16 protein-coding genes are annotated in these 18,131 nt (G+C 72.1%); 10 read left to right on the top strand and 6 right to left on the bottom strand.

Annotated elements, in window-relative coordinates; translation table 11 throughout:
• Positions 1-361: 361 nt before the first annotated feature.
• The gene (locus tag R4Z62_RS22820) at positions 362-1,150 is read left to right on the top strand and encodes a hypothetical protein (protein WP_491520744.1); all 789 of its coding nucleotides are present in this window, start codon (positions 362-364) and stop codon (positions 1,148-1,150) included.
• Positions 1,151-1,208: 58 nt separating this feature from the next.
• Here the strand turns inward: R4Z62_RS22820 and R4Z62_RS22815 are convergent, their stop codons facing one another.
• Entirely contained in the window at positions 1,209-1,712 is a 504-nt protein-coding gene (locus R4Z62_RS22815) for a MarR family winged helix-turn-helix transcriptional regulator (RefSeq protein WP_064535250.1), read from the bottom strand.
• Positions 1,713-1,993: 281 nt separating this feature from the next.
• Between R4Z62_RS22815 and R4Z62_RS22810 the strand changes: the two genes are divergently transcribed.
• Positions 1,994-2,845 carry a lysozyme gene (locus tag R4Z62_RS22810; RefSeq protein WP_355476825.1) on the top strand — a complete coding sequence of 284 codons (852 nt, stop codon included), beginning with the start codon at positions 1,994-1,996 and terminating at the stop codon, positions 2,843-2,845.
• A gap of 87 nt (positions 2,846-2,932) precedes the next feature.
• Here the strand turns inward: R4Z62_RS22810 and lon are convergent, their stop codons facing one another.
• Entirely contained in the window at positions 2,933-5,362 is a 2,430-nt protein-coding gene (lon, locus tag R4Z62_RS22805; RefSeq protein WP_382846207.1) for an endopeptidase La, read from the bottom strand.
• A 248-nt stretch (positions 5,363-5,610) separates the two neighbouring features.
• On the opposite strand from lon, the gene R4Z62_RS22800 reads away from it, so the two are divergent.
• Entirely contained in the window at positions 5,611-6,036 is a 426-nt protein-coding gene (locus R4Z62_RS22800; RefSeq protein ID WP_491520743.1) for a DUF4259 domain-containing protein, read from the top strand.
• Positions 6,037-6,070: 34 nt separating this feature from the next.
• Here R4Z62_RS22800 and R4Z62_RS22795 read toward each other — a convergent pair whose 3' ends face one another.
• Together R4Z62_RS22795 and R4Z62_RS22790 are read right to left on the bottom strand one after the other, a co-directional pair.
• Entirely contained in the window at positions 6,071-6,712 is a 642-nt protein-coding gene (locus R4Z62_RS22795) for a hypothetical protein (RefSeq protein WP_491520742.1), read from the bottom strand.
• A 28-nt stretch (positions 6,713-6,740) separates the two neighbouring features.
• Positions 6,741-7,547: a rhomboid-like protein gene (locus tag R4Z62_RS22790; protein WP_491520741.1), complete on the bottom strand. Its 807-nt coding sequence runs from the start codon at positions 7,545-7,547 to the stop codon at positions 6,741-6,743.
• Between the two features lie 220 nt (positions 7,548-7,767).
• Between R4Z62_RS22790 and R4Z62_RS22785 the strand changes: the two genes are divergently transcribed.
• The 7 genes from R4Z62_RS22785 to R4Z62_RS22755 all read left to right on the top strand — a co-directional run bounded on the left by R4Z62_RS22785 (position 7,768) and on the right by R4Z62_RS22755 (position 17,170).
• Positions 7,768-8,445 carry a spermidine synthase family protein gene (locus tag R4Z62_RS22785; protein ID WP_491520740.1) on the top strand — a complete coding sequence of 226 codons (678 nt, stop codon included), beginning with the start codon at positions 7,768-7,770 and terminating at the stop codon, positions 8,443-8,445.
• Positions 8,446-8,569: 124 nt separating this feature from the next.
• Positions 8,570-9,307: a response regulator transcription factor gene (locus R4Z62_RS22780; RefSeq protein ID WP_018571403.1), complete on the top strand. Its 738-nt coding sequence runs from the start codon at positions 8,570-8,572 to the stop codon at positions 9,305-9,307.
• On the top strand, positions 9,304-10,422 hold the full coding sequence (locus R4Z62_RS22775) for a sensor histidine kinase (RefSeq protein ID WP_064535246.1): 1,119 nt from the start codon (positions 9,304-9,306) through the stop codon (positions 10,420-10,422). The genes R4Z62_RS22780 and R4Z62_RS22775 overlap by 4 nt, the downstream gene beginning before the upstream one ends.
• Positions 10,423-10,703: 281 nt before the next feature.
• The gene (locus tag R4Z62_RS22770; RefSeq protein ID WP_491520739.1) at positions 10,704-14,552 is read left to right on the top strand and encodes a multifunctional oxoglutarate decarboxylase/oxoglutarate dehydrogenase thiamine pyrophosphate-binding subunit/dihydrolipoyllysine-residue succinyltransferase subunit; all 3,849 of its coding nucleotides are present in this window, start codon (positions 10,704-10,706) and stop codon (positions 14,550-14,552) included.
• 139 nt (positions 14,553-14,691) lie between these two features.
• Positions 14,692-14,874, top strand: coding sequence for a DUF6104 family protein (locus tag R4Z62_RS22765; protein ID WP_019058231.1), 183 nt, complete (start codon positions 14,692-14,694; stop codon positions 14,872-14,874).
• A gap of 333 nt (positions 14,875-15,207) precedes the next feature.
• On the top strand, positions 15,208-16,125 hold the full coding sequence (locus R4Z62_RS22760; protein ID WP_355476838.1) for a DUF4097 family beta strand repeat-containing protein: 918 nt from the start codon (positions 15,208-15,210) through the stop codon (positions 16,123-16,125).
• Position 16,126: 1 nt separating this feature from the next.
• Positions 16,127-17,170 (top strand): PadR family transcriptional regulator, encoded by a 1,044-nt coding sequence (locus R4Z62_RS22755; protein ID WP_064535243.1) that lies wholly within the window; start codon positions 16,127-16,129, stop codon positions 17,168-17,170.
• A 58-nt stretch (positions 17,171-17,228) separates the two neighbouring features.
• Here R4Z62_RS22755 and R4Z62_RS22750 read toward each other — a convergent pair whose 3' ends face one another.
• Together R4Z62_RS22750 and R4Z62_RS22745 are read right to left on the bottom strand one after the other, a co-directional pair.
• Positions 17,229-17,813 (bottom strand): Clp protease N-terminal domain-containing protein, encoded by a 585-nt coding sequence (locus R4Z62_RS22750; protein WP_491520738.1) that lies wholly within the window; start codon positions 17,811-17,813, stop codon positions 17,229-17,231.
• On the bottom strand, positions 17,813-18,022 hold the full coding sequence (locus tag R4Z62_RS22745; RefSeq protein WP_064535241.1) for a helix-turn-helix domain-containing protein: 210 nt from the start codon (positions 18,020-18,022) through the stop codon (positions 17,813-17,815). Before R4Z62_RS22745 ends, R4Z62_RS22750 begins: the two co-directional genes overlap by 1 nt.
• Positions 18,023-18,131: the final 109 nt, after the last annotated feature.

Raw genomic sequence — 18,131 nt, 5'->3', positions numbered from 1 at the left:
ACGCATACGTCCACCCTCCCCCGGGCTCGCGCCGTCGTCGGCTTGGCGCGCGCAGGGGGCCTGCATCGGATTCCGACCCTCCCAGTGCCGGTGGGCAGTGGTCCCGCATCGTCCGACCGGCCACCCGAAGGAGTGAACATCGGAGGGGAGTTGGCGGGCAAGTTCCTCCGGCGCGTGCCCGGGGCTCGTACGGCGGGCCGGTTGGACGTCGGCGGCAGGCTTTGGCAGTATTCGCCGCCACGTCTTCCCGGGGCCCGCCAATTCATGCCAAATCAGGCGCCTGACGGGCGTCCGCGCATCAATTCCAAGGTCGATAGCACCCTTTGGCGGACCATGTGAAGGGCTGGTGCAGACTGGCCGGATGCGAACTGAGGTTGTTTCGGAGCCCGGCCGCCCGGATCGTGCGAACGAGGACTTCGCCGCCGTCGGACTGCCCGCCTGCGGGCAGGGCGGCGCCGTGGTGGTCCTCGACGGGGTGACGCCGCCCGCGACGGAGACAGGCTGTCTGCATTCCGTCCCCTGGTTCACCGCACGGCTCGGCGGGGCGCTGACCGAACTGACCGTTTCGCGACCCGATCTGACGCTGCGGGAGATGCTCGCGCGGACGATCAGCGGCACCGCGGAGGAGCACGCGCACACCTGTGACCTTTCTCACCCGCGCACGCCGCAGGCAACCGTGGTGCTCGCACGCTGGTCCGCCCTGTCGCTCGACTATCTGGTCCTGTCGGACTCGGCGCTGCTGCTGGAGTCGCCCGACGGCCTGGTCACCCCGGTCCTGGACGACCGGCTGGACCGGCTGCCGCGCGCCGCGCTCGCGACGGAGGCGCTGGTCGACAGCACCCTGCGCAACAAGGAGGGCGGCTTCTTCACGGCGGCGGCGGACCCCTCGGCCGCGGAGCGCGCGGTGACCGGCAGCGTGCCCGTCGAGGAGGTGCGCGCGCTGGCCGCGCTGACCGACGGGGCGACGCGCTGGGTGGAGAAGTTCCACGAGGGCGACTGGGCGCAGTGCTTCGGGCTGCTGCGCAAGGAGGGCGCGGGCGCGCTGGTGGACCGGGTGCGGGAACTGGAGCGCGCCGATCGGGAGGAGCGCCGGTACCTCGGGCGGAGCAAGACGCACGACGACGCGACGGCGGTGTTCGTCCGGCTGTGAGCGGGGCGGGGCGGTCGCCGTCCGCGGGCGCGGCGCGCCTCGGGCGCCCGCCCCGCCGTCACCGCTCGTGCTTCTCCATGACGCCGTTCAGCTCGTGCAGCAGCCGGGCCAGTTCGGCGACCTCGCCGCGGTCCCAGTGGTCGAGCTGGCGGACGTAGCGGGCCCGGCGGGCGTCGCGCACCTGCCCGACCCGGCGGCGCCCGTCGTCGGTGAGGGCCACCAGCCAGGCCCGGCCGTCGGCGGGGTCCGGTTCGCGGGCGACGAGGCCCAGTTCCTCCAGGGCGCGCAACTGGCGGGACATGGTGGCCTTGCCGACGCCGATGTAGGCGGCGAGGGCGGTGGCGCGCTGGCTGCCGCACTCGTCCAGCCGCACCAGCAGCCCGTACGCCGAGGACTCCAGGCCCGGGTGCACCTCGCGGGCCATCTCCGCCTGGCTGGCGCGGGCGCGTCGCAGCAGGACGGTCATCTCCCGTTCCAGGGAAAGAAACTCCCGGTCCACACCACCGCGCGACGCTGTGTCCGCCACCGTTCCGTGGCCCTCGCCCCTTGCGTCTTCGTGCACGTCAGCCCCTGCCCTGGAGTGTTGCCGGTCCTGAAAGTTACCGCCGGGCGCCGCCATCGCCGCAGCTTGGTCAGTATTTCGCAGGCGTAGACCAACGGCAGCCTCCGGCCCCTCTTCCCACCGACGGTCCACGCGCGTAGCTTCTGCGGCAGGCAATCAATGGCATGCCCACGCCATGGTCGTTCCCGGCGGGTCTCCCCAGGCCCGCGCCCCCCTCGTGCGACCGTGGGCCATGCCCGCGTTTCCCCCCACCGAGCACCACCGAACTTCGGAGGCACGTCATGCCCGTGCACAGATCCGGAACGGCCCGCAAGCGGCGGCTGACCGCCGCGGGAGTCCTGCTCGCGGCGTTCTCCTTCTTCCTCACCACGCCCTCCTCCGCCGACACCGACACAGGTGCCGACGCCGGTGCCGCCGCCACCCCGCCCGCCCGCGGCTCCGCCTACATGGGCATCGGCGTGGCGGCCCACGACGGCCGCAGCGGCACGCCCACCTCCGCTGACGCCACCCAGACCGAGGGCGTCGACGTCAGCGGCTACCAGGGCAACGTCGCCTGGTCCACCCTGTGGAACAGCGGCGTCCGCTGGGCCTACACCAAGGCGACCGAGGGGACGTACTACACGAACCCCTCCTTCACCCAGCAGTACAACGGCTCCTACAACGTGGGCATGATCCGCGGCTCGTACCACTTCGCGACCCCGGACACCACCAGCGGCGCCGCCCAGGCCAACTACTTCGTCGACCACGGCGGCGGCTGGTCCAAGGACGGCAAGACCCTGCCGGGCGCCCTCGACATCGAGTGGAACCCCTACGGCGCCGCCTGCTACGGCAAGTCCGCGAGCGCGATGGTCAGCTGGATCGCCGACTTCCTCAACACCTACAAGGCGCGCACCGGCCGGGACGCCGTGATCTACACGGCCACCTCCTGGTGGACCCAGTGCACCGGGAACTACGGCGGCTTCGCCGCCAAGAACCCGCTGTGGATCGCGCGGTACGCCTCGACCGTGGGGACACTGCCGGCGGGCTGGGGCTTCTACACGATGTGGCAGTACACCTCGTCCGGCCCGACGGTGGGCGACCACGACAAGTTCAACGGCGCGCTGGACCGGGTCAAGGCCCTGGCCAACGGCTGATCCGTACGCGTACGCGGGCGCGTACGGCGAAGGCCCGGTCCTCCCCGAGGAGGACCGGGCCTTCCCCCTTTCGTCCGGCGGCGCCCGTCACGCCGCCGCCGGAACCTCCTCCTCCGCGCCGCTCACCGCGGGCGCCAGGGCCAGTTCCAGCACCTGGCGGACATCGGTGACGGCGTGCACATCGAGCTTGTCCAGCACCTCCGCCGGGACGTCGTCCAGGTCGGGCTCGTTGCGCTTGGGGATGATCACGGTGGTCACGCCCGCCCGGTGCGCGGCGAGCAGCTTCTGCTTCACCCCGCCGATGGGCAGCACCCGTCCGGTCAGCGACACCTCGCCGGTCATCGCCACGTCGGTGCGCACCAGGCGGCCCGACAGCAGCGAGGCCAGCGCCGTCGTCATCGTGACACCGGCGCTCGGGCCGTCCTTGGGGACCGCGCCCGCCGGGAAGTGGATGTGCGCGCCCCGGTCCTTCAGATCGCCCACCGGCAGCTCCAGCTCGGCGCCGTGGCTGCGCAGGAAGCTCAGCGCGATCTGCGCGGACTCCTTCATGACGTCGCCGAGCTGACCGGTCAGCGTCAGGCCCGACGCGCCCGTCTCGGGGTCGGCGAGGGACGCCTCGACGTAGAGCACGTCGCCGCCGGCGCCGGTGACCGCGAGGCCGGTCGCCACGCCCGGCACGGCCGTACGGCGCTCGGCCGGGTCCTGGGCGGACTCCGGTACGTGGTGCGGCCGGCCGATCAGGGCCCGCAGGGAGTCGGCGGTGACGGTGAACGGCAGCTCCCGCTCGCCCAGTTCGTGCTGGGCGGCGATCTTGCGCAGCAGCCGCGCCACCGAGCGCTCCAGGGTGCGCACGCCCGCCTCGCGGGTGTACTCGCCCGCCAGCCTGCGCAGCGCGCCCTCCTCGATGGTGACCTCGTCGGCGCCGAGACCGGCCCGCTCCAGCTGGCGCGGGAGCAGGTGGTCGCGGGCGATGACGACCTTCTCGTCCTCGGTGTAGCCGTCCAGGCGCACGATCTCCATCCGGTCGGCCAGCGCCTCCGGGATCGCCTCCAGGACGTTCGCCGTGGCCAGGAAGACCACGTCCGACAGGTCCAGCTCGACCTCCAGGTAGTGGTCCCGGAAGGTGTGGTTCTGCGCCGGGTCCAGGACCTCCAGCAGGGCCGCCGCCGGGTCGCCGCGGTAGTCGGAGCCGACCTTGTCGATCTCGTCGAGCAGGACCACCGGGTTCATCGAACCGGCCTCCTTGACGGCCCGCACGATCCGGCCGGGCAGCGCGCCGACGTAGGTGCGCCGGTGGCCGCGGATCTCCGCCTCGTCGCGGACGCCGCCGAGGGCGACGCGGACGAACTTGCGGCCCATCGCGTGCGCCACGGACTCGCCCAGGCTGGTCTTGCCGACCCCGGGCGGGCCGACGAGCGCGAGCACGGCACCGCCGCGCCGCCCGCCGATCACGCCGAGGCCGCGGTCGTCGCGCCGCTTGCGCACCGCCAGGTACTCGGTGATGCGCTCCTTCACGTCCTTCAGGCCCGCGTGCTCGGCGTCCAGGACGTCCTTGGCGCCCTGGATGTCGTAGGCGTCCTCGGTCCGCTCGTTCCACGGCATCTCCAGGACCGTGTCGAGCCAGGTGCGGATCCAGGAGCCCTCGGGCGACTGGTCGGAGGCGCGCTCCAGCTTGTCGACCTCCTTGAGCGCCGCCTCGCGCACCTTCTCGGGCAGGTCGGCGGCCTCGACGCGGGCGCGGTAGTCGTCGGACTCCTCGCCCTCGCCGCCGCTCTCGCCGTTCAGCTCGCGCAGCTCCTTGCGGACGGCTTCGAGCTGACGGCGCAGCAGGAACTCGCGCTGCTGCTTGTCGACGCCCTCCTGGACGTCCTTGGCGATGGTCTCGGCGACGTCCTGCTCGGCGAGGTGGTCGCGCAGCTGCCGGGTGGCGAGCCGCAGCCGGGCCACCGGCTCGGCGGTCTCCAGCAGTTCGATCTTCTGTTCGGTGGTGAGGAACGGCGAGTAGCCGGAGTTGTCGGCGAGCGCGGAGACGTCGTCGATGGCCTGGACCCGGTCGACCACCTGCCAGGCGCCGCGCTTGCGCAGCCAGGCGGTGGCGAGGGCCTTGTACTCCTTCACCAGCTCCGCGACCTGGCCGGGCAGCGGCTCCGGGACGGTCTCGTCGATCCGGGTGCCCTCGACCCACAGCGCGGCGCCCGGCCCGGTGGTCCCGGCGCCGATGCTCACCCGGCCCCGGCCGCGGATCAGCGCTCCCGGGTCGCCGTCGGCCAGCCGTCCGACCTGCTCGACGGTGCCCAGCACACCGGTCTTGGCGTACGTCCCCTCGATGCGCGGCACCAGCAGCACCCTGGGCTTGCCGGGCTCGGACCGGGCGGCGGCCTGCGCGGCCTCCACCGCGGCCCGCACCTCGGCATCACTCAGGTCCAGCGGAACCACCATGCCGGGCAGCACGACCTCGTCATCGAGCGGCAGCACAGGCAGAGTGAGCGGTGTGAACGCCGTGGACTCAGCAGCCATGATCTCCCCTTCGGCAGTCAAGTTGAGCTATGCCGACTCAATGCTTGGGAGCGGGCGATTGTTCCCCGGTGCTTGTTCGCCGTCAGCGATCACGGGCAGCGGGATATTCCGCGCGGCGCGGCGCGGGCCGGTGCGCAGGCGCCGGACCAGGGAGATCCCGCACGGCGGGCCCGATGTCACGCACGGCGGGCCCGATGTCAGTGGCACCTGTCACGCTGCCCGGACATCACCACAGCCGGGAGAGACACATGGGCACCTGGGACATCGGACCCTTCGACAACGACACCGCGGCGGACTGGAGCGGCGCCCTGGACGACGCCTCCGCCGACGCGCGGCGGGACCTGGTCCTCGCCGCGCTGACCCGCGCGGCCGACACGACCGGCTTCCTCGACTCGGAGATCGGCGAGGAAGCCGTCGCGGCGGCGGCCCTGGTCGCCGCCCAGTGCCCCGGCGGCGCCCCCGCCGCCTCCGCCTACGGCCCCCGGCAGCCCCTCCCCGACCTCACCGGCCTGCGCGCCCCCGCCCTGCGCGCCCTGGACCGCGTCCTCACCGAGGAGTCCGAACTCCTCGAACTGTGGGCAGAGTCGGACAGCGCCCCCTGGAAGGCGGCCATGGACCAGCTCCGCGCCGCCCTCGCGGCCCACCCCGCGGCGGACCGGCCCACCCCGGCCTGACCGGCCCGGCGCCCCGGACGGAGCGGATCGCCGGTCAGTAGGCGCGGGGTCCGTTCTCGGTGGCGCGGACCGGGGTGCCGTACCCGAGCGGCTTCTTCCCCTTGTCGACCGGCTCGCAGGTGTAGGCGGACTTGGCGTTCAGCGGTGCGAGGACGGCCCTGGGGATGTCGTTGCACAGCAGGTACTCGGGGCTGAAGTTGCCGTAGAAGAGACGGGCCACCCCGTCCCGGGTGAGGATCCCCCGGTCGGGAACGGCCTTGTAGGACACGTAGTCACCGGAGACCGACCAGGGGGCCTTGTCGCCGAGGGTCACGTCCCAGCGGACCTCCAGGCCCTCGTAGGTGGTGGTGCACGTGACCTTCGCGCCCTTCTTCGAGACCGCGGTCCTCGGGCACTTCCCGGTCGTGCTGCCGGGGGCGGCGGCCATCTCGAGTGTCCTGGAGCGCAGTTCGTACGCGAGCTGCTCGGCGAACGGCGCACCCGCGGCGGGCGAGGGGGACGGCTCCGGGTCCGGGCTCTCGCCCGGCCGCGCCAGCCGCTGCGCCATCGCCGCCGGGCCGGGCGACGACGCCGATGCCTCGGCACCGGCGTCCCCCGGACCGGACTTCCCGTTCCCGCCGCATCCCGTGACCAGCAGACCGGCCACGGACAGGATGATGACAATCTTCGGTCGCATGATGATCACACTACGCAACCGCGGGCTGCTACCTGTCATCGCTCCAGAGCCCCGGGCCGCGCCGCAGCACCGGCCAGCAGCCCACCCCCACCGCCAGCGCGATGAGGTGGCCGCAGGAGGTCATCGGGTCGGTGAAGGACGCCAGGTCGTCCAGCAGCATCCCGGCGAACACCGTCAGCGCGGGCCAGCGCAGCCAGGGGCGCAGCAGGCCGCAGAGCGCGCCGACGCTGGCGGCGACACCGAAGCTGATCCCGTAGTCCAGGCGGTGCAGCGACCCGGCCGGGAGCCGCCCGGCCAGCACCGCGAGCCCGACCGGCACCTCGGTGGCCAGGGTGGCGACCACATGCCCGAGCAGGAACACCCCGGCGGTGCGCCGCGCGCCGGTCCTGAGCTCCAGCGCGGTGAGCACCAGCAGGAAGCACAGGGAGTACGCCGACACGACCCCGCCCGCGATCCACAGCGCGCTCCCGGCCAGCACCCGCACCGGGTCCCGCACGAGGTGCGCGACGTCCGTGCTGGAACTGCGGTACAGCGCGTCCACCACGGAGGCGGGGGCGTACTCGGTGACGAGCGAGGTGAGGACCAGCACGAGCGCGTACCAGAACGTGAAGGGCGTACGGCGGGGGCCGGGCAGGACCCGGCGGAGCCGGTCGCCCCACCGCACGCCCAGGGCAGCGGCGGCGGCACCCGGGCCCACGAGCGGCGGCGGGGCCGCCGGCGCGTCCGCGGGTGCCGCCGCCGGCCGGGGCCGTTGCCGCGGCACGCCCTCCAGAGGACGCGGTGCGCCGTCCGGGCGGGGCGGGGCCGCGGCCCCGGGGTCCGCAGTCCGTTCCACGGTGGCGCTCCTTCCGTCGTGCCCCCAACCCTTCGCGTCCCGGGAGCGGCTGTCCATGACCGGCGCCACCGGGCAGCCGATTCACAGCAACCTATTAACTTCCTCCTGTGCATGGTTCTGTTCCCGGCCGGTGCGCGAACGGCCCGTCCTCGTACGGTGTTCGATCCATGTCACCCGTAATCCAGGTGGCGGCAAGCCCCTGTTCGGGCAGGATGACCTCATGAACGCCTCGTACGAGACTCCCGTGGTGCTGGACCGCCGCGAGGGGCCCCACGGAGAGGTCGTGCTGCGCCGGCACGGCGAGTTGCTTCAGATCATCGCCAACGGCTGCTTCCTGATGGACACCTCCGACGGCCGTTCCGAACGGCTGCTCGTGGACGCCGCCCTCGCCGCGCTGGACGGCCGCCCGGCACCGCGCGTGCTGATCGGCGGGCTGGGCGTCGGCTTCTCACTCGCGCACGCCGCGGCCGAGCCGCGCTGGGGCCGGATCACGGTCGTCGAGCGGGAGTCCGCGATCGTCGGCTGGCACCGCGAGGGGCCGCTCGCCGCGCTCACCGCGCGGGCCCTGGCCGACGAACGCACCGAGATCGTGGAGACGGATCTCGTCACCTACGTCAATGAGACTTCCGCCACGTTCGACGCGCTCTGCCTGGACATCGACAACGGCCCCGGCTGGACCGTCACCGAGGGCAACGGCGAGCTGTACGCACCGTCCGGACTGGCAAGCTGCGCACGGGTGTTGAGACCCGGCGGCGTCCTCGCGGTGTGGTCGGCGAAGCCCTCTCCGGAATTTGAAGGAACCTTGTGGAATGTCGGGTTCCAGCAGGTGCGCACCGAAGAGATCCCGGTTGCCCGGGGCGTACCGGACGTCGTGCACCTCGCCGTCCGGGCTGGATAGCAAAGGCACCGTGACTCCCCGTACGCTGCTTCCCTGACGCCGATCATTCAAGCGTCGATCGCGACCACGCGCAGTCATGGAATCACCCCACATGATTCCGGAAAGCACACCTCAGGGGCGGGCGATGGAGCAGACACACACCGCGCAGGGCGGCACGACGGCCGGGCCGGGAGCCCAGCGCCGGGTCCTGGTGGTCGAGGACGACCAGACCATCATGGACGCCATCGCCACCCGTCTGCGCGCCGAGGGTTTCCTGGTGCAGACCGCGGGCGACGGGCCGAGCGCGGTCGACACCGCCGAGGCATGGCAGCCCGACCTGCTGATCCTCGACATCATGCTGCCCGGCTTCGACGGCCTGGAGGTCTGCCGCCGGGTGCAGGCCCAGCGGCCGGTGCCGGTGCTGATGCTCACCGCGCGCGACGACGAGACCGACATGCTGGTCGGGCTCGGGGTCGGCGCCGACGACTACATGACCAAGCCGTTCTCGATGCGGGAGCTGGCCGCCCGCGTGCACGTCCTGCTGCGCCGGGTGGAGCGGGCGGCGCTGGCCGCGGCGACCCCGCGCAGCGGCATCCTGCGCCTGGGCGAGCTGGAGATCGACCACGCGCAGCGCAGGGTCCGGGTGCGCAGCGAGGACGTCCACCTCACGCCGACCGAGTTCGACCTGCTGGTGTGCCTGGCCAACACCCCGCGCGCGGTGCTCTCCCGCGAGCAGCTGCTGGCGGAGGTGTGGGACTGGGCGGACGCCTCGGGCACCCGGACCGTCGACAGCCACATCAAGGCGCTGCGCCGGAAGATCGGCGCCGAGCGGATCCGCACCGTGCACGGCGTGGGCTACGCGCTGGAGACGCCCACCCCATGAGCGGCGGGCCGGCGGCGCACGCGGACCAGCGGGACCCCTGGGGCGGTGGCGGGCGGGTCCGCCATCCCTTCTCGGTCAAGACCAAGCTGGGCGCGCTGGTCGTCATCGCGGTGCTGATCACCACCGGCCTGTCGATGATCGCGGTGCACACCAAGACCGAGCTGCGCTTCATCATGGTCTTCTCCATGATCGCCACGCTGCTGATCACCCAGTTCGTGGCGCACTCGCTGACCGCCCCGCTGGACGAGATGAACGCGGTGGCCCGGTCCATCTCGCACGGCGACTACACGCGCCGGGTGCGCGAGAACCGCCGCGACGAGCTGGGCGACCTGGCGCAGACGATCAACCGCATGGCGGACGAGCTGGCCGCCCAGGACCGCCAGCGCAAGGAGCTGGTGGCGAATGTCTCGCACGAGCTGCGCACGCCGATCGCGGGCCTGCGCGCGGTGCTGGAGAACATCGTCGACGGGGTCACCGAGGCCGACGCCGAGACCATGCGCACGGCCTTGAAGCAGACCGAGCGGCTGGGCCGCCTGGTGGAGACCCTGCTGGACCTGTCCCGTCTGGACAACGGCGTGGTGCCGCTGAAGAAGCGGCGCTTCGAGGTGTGGCCGTATCTGTCGGGCGTGCTGAAGGAGGCCAACATGGTGGCCTCCGCGCGCGCGGGCATGGCCTCCGGCTCGGGCAGCCACACCCGTACCGACGTCCATCTGCGGCTCGACGTGTCCCCGCTGGACCTGACCGCGCACGCGGACCCGGAGCGGATCCACCAGGTGGTCGCCAACCTGATCGACAACGCGGTCAAGCACAGCCCGCCGCACGGCCGGGTGACGGTCAAGGCGCGGCGCGGGGCGCAGCCCCAGTCGCTGGACCTGGAGGTCATCGACGAGGGGCCGGGCATCCCCCGCTCCGAGTGGCACCGCGTCTTCGAGCGTTTCAACCGGGGCGCGGTGAGCCGGCCGCACGGCCCGGGGAGCGACGGCGGGACCGGGCTCGGCCTGGCGATCGCCCGCTGGGCGGTGGATCTGCACGGCGGCCGGATCGGGGTGGCCGAATCCGAGCGCGGTTGCCGGATCCGCATCACTCTTCCCGGGCTTCCCTCTCTGCCAAGTTGACGTAAAGTCGGAGCCGGAACCCCAAGATCCACGAGCATCCGCCCAGCCGGACACGTGTGATCAGGCAGGGGCCTGCCTCCGCGCCGGGTCAGGCCCGGATGGCCCCTTGCCCACGACAGGCGAACCACGCTTGTTTCCCGCCATTTCAAGCCCCGAAACACAGCTTTCGATGTGACTTACGCGACGATGAACCGGCTCGACCTGACCTTCACGGTCTTGGAGGCGTAGCCTTTATTCCCGCTGTCCATCACCTTGTGAAGCGGAAGAGGGCGGTTGCCGCCGTGTCGCCACAGTCCCCCAGTAACTCGAGCATCTCCACCGAGACCGACCAAGCCGGGAAGAACCCCGCGGCCGCTTTCGGTGCCAACGAGTGGCTCGTCGACGAGATCTATCAGCAGTACCTCCAGGACCCGAACTCGGTAGACCGTGCCTGGTGGGACTTCTTCGCCGATTACAAGCCGGGAGCCGCCGCCGCTGCCTCCACGGCTCCGGCGGGTACCGCGGCCGCGGGGGCCGCGGGCACCACCACGGCGCCCCAGGCGGCGCCCGCCGCCCCGGCGGCCCCGGCGCAGCCCGCGCAGGCCCCGGCCGCGCCCGCCGCCGCACAGCCCGCCGCTCCGGCGCGGCCCGCCCCGGCCCCCGCCCCGGCGAAGCCCGCCGCGCAGGCCCCGGCCCCCGCGCAGGCCCCGGCCCCCGCGAAGGCCGCCCCGGCCGCCGCGAAGCCGGCGCCCGCCAAGGCGGAGCCCGCCGCCGAGGCACCGGCCGGTCCCGAGTTCGTGACGCTGCGCGGTCCCTCCGCCGCGGTCGCCAAGAACATGAACGCCTCCCTGGAGCTGCCCACGGCCACGTCCGTGCGCGCCGTCCCGGTGAAGCTGCTGTTCGACAACCGCATCGTCATCAACAACCACCTCAAGCGGGCCCGCGGCGGGAAGATCTCCTTCACGCACCTCATCGGCTACGCGATGGTCCAGGCCATCAAGGCCATGCCCTCGATGAACAACTCGTTCGCCGAGAAGGACGGCAAGCCGACCCTGGTCAAGCCGGACCACATCAACCTCGGTCTCGCCATCGACCTGGTCAAGCCCAACGGCGACCGCCAGCTCGTCGTCGCGGCGATCAAGAAGGCCGAGACGCTGAACTTCTTCGAGTTCTGGCAGGCCTACGAGGACATCGTCCGCCGCGCCCGCGACGGCAAGCTGACGATGGACGACTTCACCGGCGTCACCGTCTCCCTCACCAACCCCGGCGGCCTCGGCACGGTCCACTCCGTGCCGCGTCTGATGCCCGGCCAGTCGGTGATCATGGGCGTCGGCTCCATGGACTACCCGGCGGAGTTCCAGGGCACCAGCCAGGACACCCTGAACAAGCTCGGCATCTCCAAGGTCATGACGCTCACGTCGACCTACGACCACCGGGTGATCCAGGGCGCCGCCTCCGGCGAGTTCCTGCGCGTCGTCGCCAACCTGCTGCTCGGCGAGAACGGCTTCTACGACGAGATCTTCGAGGCGCTGCGCATCCCCTACGAGCCGGTCCGCTGGCTCAAGGACATCGACGCCAGCCACGACGACGACGTCACCAAGGCCGCCCGCGTCTTCGAGCTGATCCACTCCTACCGGGTCCGCGGCCACGTCATGGCCGACACCGACCCGCTGGAGTACCAGCAGCGCAAGCACCCCGACCTGGACATCACCGAGCACGGGCTCACCCTGTGGGACCTGGAGCGCGAGTTCGCCGTCGGCGGCTTCGCCGGCAAGTCGATGATGAAGCTGCGCGACATCCTCGGCGTGCTGCGCGACTCGTACTGCCGCACGGTCGGCATCGAGTTCATGCACATCCAGGACCCCAAGCAGCGCAAGTGGATCCAGGACCGCGTGGAGCGCCCGCACTCCAAGCCGGAGCGCGAGGAGCAGCTGCGCATCCTGCGCCGGCTGAACGCCGCTGAGGCCTTCGAGACCTTCCTGCAGACGAAGTACGTCGGCCAGAAGCGCTTCTCCCTGGAGGGCGGCGAGTCCGTCATCCCGCTGCTCGACGCGGTCCTCGACTCGGCCGCCGAGTCGCGCCTGGACGAGGTCGTCATCGGCATGGCCCACCGCGGCCGGCTGAACGTGCTCGCCAACATCGTCGGCAAGTCGTACGCGCAGATCTTCCGCGAGTTCGAGGGCAACCTCGACCCGAAGTCGATGCACGGCTCCGGCGACGTGAAGTACCACCTGGGCGCCGGGGGCACCTTCACGGGCCTGGACGGCGAGCAGATCAAGGTCTCGCTGGCCGCGAACCCCTCCCACCTGGAGACGGTCGACCCGGTCATCGAGGGCATCTCCCGCGCCAAGCAGGACATCATCAACAAGGGCGGCACGGACTTCACCGTGCTGCCGGTGGCGATCCACGGCGACGCGGCCTTCGCGGGCCAGGGCGTGGTGGCCGAGACTCTGAACATGTCGCAGCTGCGCGGCTACCGCACCGGCGGCACGGTCCACATCGTCATCAACAACCAGGTCGGCTTCACCGCGGCGCCCGAGTCCTCGCGCTCCTCGATGTACGCCACCGACGTGGCCCGCATGATCGAGGCCCCGATCTTCCACGTCAACGGCGACGACCCCGAGGCCGTCGTGCGCGTGGCGCGGCTCGCCTTCGAGTTCCGCCAGGCGTTCAACAAGGACGTGGTGATCGACCTCATCTGCTACCGCCGCCGCGGTCACAACGAGTCGGACAACCCGGCCTTCACCCAGCCGCTGATGTACGACCTGATCGACAAGAAGCGCTCGGTGCGCAAGCTCTACACCGAGTCCCTGATCGGTCGCGGCGACATCACCCTGGAAGAGGCCGAGCAGGCGCTCCAGGACTACCAGGGGCAGCTGGAGAAGGTCTTCACCGAGGTCCGCGAGGCCACCTCGCAGCCGGCCGTCCCGCAGTCCCCGGACCCGCAGGCCGGCTTCCCGGTGCGGGTGAGCACCGCGATCTCCGCCGAGGTCGTCAAGCGGATCGCCGAGTCCCAGGTCAACATCCCCGACCACTTCACCGTCCACCCGCGCCTGCTGCCGCAGCTCCAGCGCAGGGCGGCGATGGTCGAGGACGGCACCATCGACTGGGGCATGGGCGAGACCCTGGCCATCGGCTCGCTGCTGCTGGAGGGCGTCCCGGTCCGGCTGTCCGGCCAGGACTCCCGCCGCGGCACCTTCGGCCAGCGCCACGCGGTGCTGATCGACCGCGAGACCGGCGAGGACTACACCCCGCTGCTGTACCTGGCCGACGAGCAGGCCCGCTACAACGTCTACGACTCGCTGCTCTCCGAGTACGCGGTCATGGGCTTCGAGTACGGCTACTCGCTGACCCGCCCGGACGCGCTGGTGATGTGGGAGGCCCAGTTCGGCGACTTCGCCAACGGCGCCCAGTCGGTCATCGACGAGTACATCTCGGCCGCCGAGCAGAAGTGGGGCCAGACCTCCGGCGTCACGCTGCTGCTGCCGCACGGCTACGAGGGCCAGGGCCCGGACCACTCCTCGGCCCGCATCGAGCGCTACCTCCAGCTGTGCGCGCAGAACAACATGACGGTCGCGATGCCGACCCTGCCGTCGAACTACTTCCACCTCCTGCGGTGGCAGGTGCACAACCCGCACCACAAGCCGCTGGTGGTCTTCACCCCGAAGTCGATGCTGCGTCTGAAGGCCGCCGCCTCGAAGACGGAGGAGTTCACGACGGGCGAGTTCCGCCCGGTCATCGGCGACGACTCGGTCGACCCGAGCGCCGTGAAGAAGGTCGTCTTCTGCGCGGGCAAGGTCTACTACGACCTCGACGCCGAGCGGAAGAAGCGCGGCGCGACGGACACCGCGATCATCCGCATCGAGCGCCTGTACCCGCTGCCGGGTGCCGAGCTCCAGGCGGAGATCAAGAAGTACCCGAACGCCGAGAAGTACCTGTGGACGCAGGAGGAGCCGGCGAACCAGGGTGCCTGGCCGTTCATCGCGCTCAACCTGATCGACCACCTGGACCTGGCGGTCGGCGCGGACGTGCCGCACAGCGAGCGGCTGCGCCGCATCTCGCGTCCGCACTCCTCCTCTCCGGCCGTGGGCTCCGCCAAGCGGCACCAGGCCGAGCAGGAGCAGCTGGTGCGCGAGGTGTTCGAGGCGTGAGCGCGTGAGCGTGTCCGCGGGGCTCCGCCGCCCCGCGGGCCGCGCCTGAGTGCCTGAGTGCCTGACCGGGCCGCATCCCCTCGCCGGGGGTGCGGCCCGGCCGTTTCGGCGGCCCCGCGGCGCCCCTATCCTTGACCTCATGTACTTCACCGACCGTGGCATCGAAGAGCTGGAGAAGAGGCGGGGCGAGGAGGAGGTCACCTTCGAGTGGCTCGCCGAGCAGCTGCGGACCTTCGTCGACCTCAACCCGGACTTCGAGGTCCCGGTCGAGCGGCTGGCTACCTGGCTGGCGCGGCTGGACGACGACGAGGACGACGAGTAGGCGCACAGCCTGCCTTGTAGGCACAGGCTTTCGAGCAGGGACCGGCTGCGGCCGGACAGACAGGACGGGCGCCCCTTCGGGGGCGCCTTCCGCGTTTCCGGGAGGCGCCCTGTCGCGTTTCGGAGAGGTGCCCCGTCGCGTTTCACGGTGTGTCTTGACTTTCCGTGTCCGCGATATATCGTGTCTAGGGAAGGACGCGATATGGCGTGTCGCGAGTCGCGTCAGTCATCCATCGCGCCAGTCATGTCCGTCGCGTCAGTCACGTCGTCGTTTCGGTCCCGTCTCCGGTCCTGCCGTCCCGCGTGGTCCGGTCCGTCCCAGGAGGTCTGCACCATGTCCGAGTGGTCCGTGGGCGAGCCCACCAAGCTCACCTTCGACGAGCCCCCGACCGAGCTGAACGTCCGCATCGTCCACGGAACGGTCAACGTCGTGGGCACGGACGACGGTTCCGCCCGCCTGGAGGTGTCCCGGATCGAGGGACCGCCCCTGATCGTCACCCAGCGCGGCAGCACCCTGACCGTGGCCTACGAGGACCTGCCCTGGAAGGGCTTCCTCAAGTGGCTCGACCGCAAGGGCTGGCAGCGCAGCGCCGAGATCTCCCTGGCCGTGCCGGCGAGCACCCGGGTCGAGGTCGGCGTGGTCGGCGCCGCCGCCATGGTCTCCGGCATCGACGGGCTCACCGAGGTGAAGGGCGTCACCGGCGACACCACGCTGGTCGGCGTCACCGGCCCGGTCCGCGCGGACACCGTCTCGGGGAACGTGGAGGCGCAGGCACTCTCCGGCGACCTCCGCTTCAAGTCGGTCTCCGGCGACCTCACCCTGGTCGAGGGCTCCGGCTCCTCGGTCCGGGCGGACTCGGTGAGCGGGTCGATGATCGTCGACCTCGACCGGGTGGCCTCTCCGACGGACATCAGCCTGACCAACGTCTCGGGTGAGATCGCGATCCGCCTCCCCCATCCTGCGGACGCGGAGGTGGAGGCCAACACCGCGAGCGGCGCGGTCTCCAACGCCTTCGAGGACCTGCGCGTCAGCGGCCAGTGGGGTGCCAAGCGGATCACCGGCACGCTGGGCACGGGCCGGGGCCGGCTGAAGGCGACCACCGTCTCCGGTTCCATCGCCCTGCTGCGCCGCCCGCCCGCCGAGGACGGCGCCTGGGACCCCGAGCCCGGCGACGGCGGCACACCCGACGGCCCGAACCCCGGCCCGAACCCCGGCCCGACCGACGGACCGACCGACAAGAAGGTGCTCTGACATGCCTCCCGTCTTCGCCCACGGCCGCCTTCGCCTGTATCTGCTCAAGCTTCTCGACGAGGCCCCCCGCCATGGATACGAGGTGATCCGCCTCCTGGAGGAGCGCTTCCAGGGGCTGTACGCGCCCTCGGCGGGCACCGTCTACCCCCGGCTGGCCAAGCTGGAGGCGGAGGGCCTGGTCACCCACACCACCGAGGGCGGCCGGAAGGTGTACGCGATCACCGACGCGGGCCGCGCCGAGCTGGCCGACCGCAGCGGCGAGCTGGCCGACCTGGAGCTGGAGATCCGCGAGTCGGTCGCCGAGCTGGCCGCCGAGATCCGGGCCGATGTGCGCGGTGCCGCGGGCGATCTGCGGCGCGAGATGCGCGCGGCCGCCTCCCAGGCCCGGCAGGGCTCGGCAGGCGGCGCGGGCGCCGCGGGCGGCGACAGCGCGGCGGACGACAAGGAGTCCTGGCGCGCCGCCAAGGAGGAGATGCGCCGGGTCAAGCAGGAGTGGAAGGAGCAGGCACGGCGTGCCAAGGACGAGAGCCGGCGGGCGCGCGAGGAGGCGCAGCGGGCCAGGCGCCAGGCCAAGGAGGCCCAGGAGCGGGCGCGGGAGCAGGCGCAGGAGGAGTTCCAGCGCATCGCCCGCCGGGTCCAGGACCAGGTGCAGGACCACTTCGCTCGCGGCGACTGGCCGACCGGGGTGCGCGAGGGCCTGACCGAGCTGACCAAGGAGTTCGGCGACTTCGGCAAGGAGTTCGGCAAGGGGCTGGCCAAGGACTTCGGTTTCGGCGCCCCGGCCGGGGGCGGCCCGGCGCACCGCCCCGAGTACTCCGAGACCCCGAAGGAGTTCCCCGCCGTCTACGAGCCGTCCTGGGCGCACGACCACTCCACGGGCGATCCGGCCCGTGACCTGGACCGGCTCCTGGACCGCTTCCGCGACGACATCCGGGACGCGGCCCGCGACCACGGCGTCAGCACCGACCAGGTCGACGCCGCCCGCCGCCATCTGTCGGCGGCGGCGGCGCACATCGGGGCGGTGCTGCGCGGCCCGAAGGTCTGAGGCACCGGGCGCGGCCGTGCCGTGGGGGCGACGCGCGGGCGGCGGGCGCGCGGCGCGGTCAGCCGGCCGCCCGCGCGTCGCCCGCCCCCTCGCCCTCGCCCTCGCCGTACAGCACCCGGGTCAGCGCCGTGCAGGTCACGCCGTGGTCGGCGAGGACCTCGCAGGGCACTCCGGGGCGGACGGCCAGGGCGAGCAGGAGGTGCTCATCGCCGATGCGCCGGTCGCGGCGGGCCACCGCCATGCGCAGCGCCTTCTCCAGGACTCTCCTGGCGTCGCGGCCGAAGGGGCGGCGCCCCGGCCACCCGCCCTTGTCCTCCCGGTCCCCCGACATGGCCCCGACGCCGTGCGCCTCCTCCACTCTGGAGACGATCGCCAGGACGTCGACGCCGAGGTCGGCGAGGGCGTCGGCGTCGGCACGGGAGAGACCGGCGCGCCGCCGGGCCTCGCCCAGTTCCCGGCGTACGTCCTCCTTGTGCGCGTCCAGGCCGAGCGCGGCCAGGGCGAAGGAGGCGCGGCTTCCCTCGCGGTCCAGCAGGGCGAGCAGCAGATGCTCGGCGTCCACGGACCGCGCGCCGCCGCTCTCGGCGTGTCCGACCGCCCCTCGCACGACGGCGCGGGCGTCCTCGGTGAACCGTTCGAACATCACTGCCTCCCGTACTTCTTGTGCACGGCCTGCCTGCTGACGCCGAGTTCGGCGGCGATCTCCTGCCACGACCAGCCCTGGTCGCGCGCGCCGCGCACCTGCACCGCCTCCAGCTGCTCCAGCAGCCGGCGCAGCGCGGCGACGGCCCGCAGGCCGACCCGCGGATCGCGGTCACCGGCGCGTTCGGCGAGATCCGTTGCTTCGGTCATGCTGTCAACGTACGTTGACAAGCCCGTCATGTCAACCACAGTTGACACAGCGGGTCGGGGCATACGGACGGCGGGCCCGGAAACCGGACCCGCCGCCATGCCGCCCCGG

This window comes from Streptomyces sp. PL-25, from assembly GCF_058344915.1.
The sequence above is the reverse complement of the archived record's forward strand: the minus strand, read 5'-3'. Positions and strand labels throughout refer to the sequence as shown.

Bases quoted from the DNA above. Each gene is read 5' to 3' on its own strand.
- R4Z62_RS22820 (WP_491520744.1), top strand. From the start codon at position 362: ATGCGAACTGAGGTTGTTTCGGAGCCCGGCCGCCCGGATCGTGCGAAC.
- R4Z62_RS22810 (WP_355476825.1), top strand. From the start codon at position 1,994: ATGCCCGTGCACAGATCCGGAACGGCCCGCAAGCGGCGGCTGACCGCC.
- lon (WP_382846207.1), bottom strand. From the start codon at position 5,362: ATGGCTGCTGAGTCCACGGCGTTCACACCGCTCACTCTGCCTGTGCTG.
- R4Z62_RS22800 (WP_491520743.1), top strand. From the start codon at position 5,611: ATGGGCACCTGGGACATCGGACCCTTCGACAACGACACCGCGGCGGAC.
- R4Z62_RS22795 (WP_491520742.1), bottom strand. From the start codon at position 6,712: ATGCGACCGAAGATTGTCATCATCCTGTCCGTGGCCGGTCTGCTGGTC.
- R4Z62_RS22785 (WP_491520740.1), top strand. From the start codon at position 7,768: ATGAACGCCTCGTACGAGACTCCCGTGGTGCTGGACCGCCGCGAGGGG.
- R4Z62_RS22780 (WP_018571403.1), top strand. From the start codon at position 8,570: ATGGAGCAGACACACACCGCGCAGGGCGGCACGACGGCCGGGCCGGGA.
- R4Z62_RS22775 (WP_064535246.1), top strand. From the start codon at position 9,304: ATGAGCGGCGGGCCGGCGGCGCACGCGGACCAGCGGGACCCCTGGGGC.
- R4Z62_RS22765 (WP_019058231.1), top strand. From the start codon at position 14,692: ATGTACTTCACCGACCGTGGCATCGAAGAGCTGGAGAAGAGGCGGGGC.
- R4Z62_RS22760 (WP_355476838.1), top strand. From the start codon at position 15,208: ATGTCCGAGTGGTCCGTGGGCGAGCCCACCAAGCTCACCTTCGACGAG.
- R4Z62_RS22755 (WP_064535243.1), top strand. From the start codon at position 16,127: ATGCCTCCCGTCTTCGCCCACGGCCGCCTTCGCCTGTATCTGCTCAAG.
- R4Z62_RS22750 (WP_491520738.1), bottom strand. From the start codon at position 17,813: ATGTTCGAACGGTTCACCGAGGACGCCCGCGCCGTCGTGCGAGGGGCG.
- R4Z62_RS22745 (WP_064535241.1), bottom strand. From the start codon at position 18,022: ATGACCGAAGCAACGGATCTCGCCGAACGCGCCGGTGACCGCGATCCG.